The sequence below is a fragment of the Bacillus sp. HY001 genome (assembly GCF_007558965.1).
In the GTDB taxonomy this organism is placed as follows: domain Bacteria; phylum Bacillota; class Bacilli; order Bacillales; family Bacillaceae_G; genus Bacillus_A; species Bacillus_A mobilis.
In genome coordinates, this window is sequence record NZ_VLTE01000141.1 from 1 (window position 1) to 1,497 (window position 1,497).

General features: G+C 30.0%; 2 protein-coding genes. Both read left to right on the forward strand.

Annotated elements, in window-relative coordinates:
• The first annotated feature begins 2 nt into the window (after nt 1-2).
• Nucleotides 3-740 carry a papain-like cysteine protease family protein gene (locus FOT98_RS29255; RefSeq protein WP_210627874.1) on the forward strand — a complete coding sequence of 246 codons (738 nt, stop codon included), beginning with the start codon at nt 3-5 and terminating at the stop codon, nt 738-740.
• 26 nt (nt 741-766) lie between these two features.
• Nucleotides 767-1,402: a hypothetical protein gene (locus FOT98_RS29260; RefSeq protein WP_000724525.1), complete on the forward strand. Its 636-nt coding sequence runs from the start codon at nt 767-769 to the stop codon at nt 1,400-1,402.
• Nucleotides 1,403-1,497: the final 95 nt, after the last annotated feature.

Genomic DNA, 1,497 nt, shown 5'->3' on the forward strand with positions numbered 1-1,497 from the left:
ATGTGTTTGCCGAAGAAGTTGAATTTTCAGGTGTAACTGCTCCTATCGGGGTAAATGTGCGCGATAATAAAGATTCGACTGGAAATATAATAGATGTTCTTCAAGGAAATCAAACCGTTTACTTCAATGGTTGGGAATATGGAGAGGGTTTAAAAGATTATTGGACTGGAAGTATAGATAATCGCTGGTTTTATTTTTTTAAAAACGGGAAAAAAGCATATGTTGCTTCGGCATTTATAAATGGAAATCCACCTAATTCTACAACAACTATTAAACTAAATGTTCCTAACATTAAACAACAGCAGTCTAATTGGTGTTGGGCAGGTACTTCAGTATCTGTTTTAAACTATTTTGGGCAACCAACTACACAACAGCAATTTGTAGGATATGTAAAGGGAGGCTTATACAATTATCCAGCTACTTCTAGAGAAATACAAAATGGCCTTATTTATTTTGGTTTAACTTCAACAATTAATAGAGGAACTCTTTCTTATGATGAGTTTAGAAGCCAAATTAATAGCAATAAACCAATGATTACACTAATTAATTGGAAAAACGGCGGGAATATTGGTCATTTTCTTGTGTTAGATGGTTATTTTAAAGGTATGAATAATATGAACTATATTACCTATATGGATCCTTGGTATGGCGATCATTATCAACATAACTTTGAATCATTTAAAAATAACGATAGATTTTGGTGGAATGAAACAGTTCAAGGTATTAGTAGAGGATATTAAATGAAAATAAGGAGGGAAATAAGTTTATGAAAAAAATAACGAGAACTATAATTTTAGGCGTATTTTTAAGTATTGCATTAATAAGTATGAATAAAATTGCTCAAGCAACAGATAATTCTAAAGAGTCACCTGAAAAGATAGCACTAAAAGATTATCAAAATAGTAAAAGTGCTCTATTAAAAGACGGCAAGCAACTTTATCAAAATCATAATTTTACGTCTAATTCAACTTTAGAAATATCCACATTTTTTTTCCATGTTTATGAAATACAACAACAAAACATTATAAATAATGACTCCAAAAAGCTATCTGAATATTTATTGCCCACAGATGAAAAATTATGGTTTATTTTAAATAGAAACAATCCAGAGGGATTAATTTTTACAAATGAACAAGAGCCTATACGTATGGGGGGAGAAAAACGTAGTAAAGATTTATATGAAATCTATAGGTCTATACAAACAAATGTAAAACAAATTAAAAAAATTATATATATTGAATTTGAAGGACAAGGGTTATTTATTGTTTCTCACGAAAATGGAGAAGAAGTATATGCCAGTGAGGGGGCTTCTGCTATTTTAGGAGTTCCATCAGCCAAAAAAATTAATTCTGATGAAATCATTTTAAAAATGAAGGAAAGAATTCTCTTATCTCAACAATAAGATTGATGAAGGGACAACAGGGTCTCATTTAGGGAGAAATTTCTTTTTAAAATACTGTTAGTAAAGTAGTTAAAACAGTAGCTGACATAAAAAAA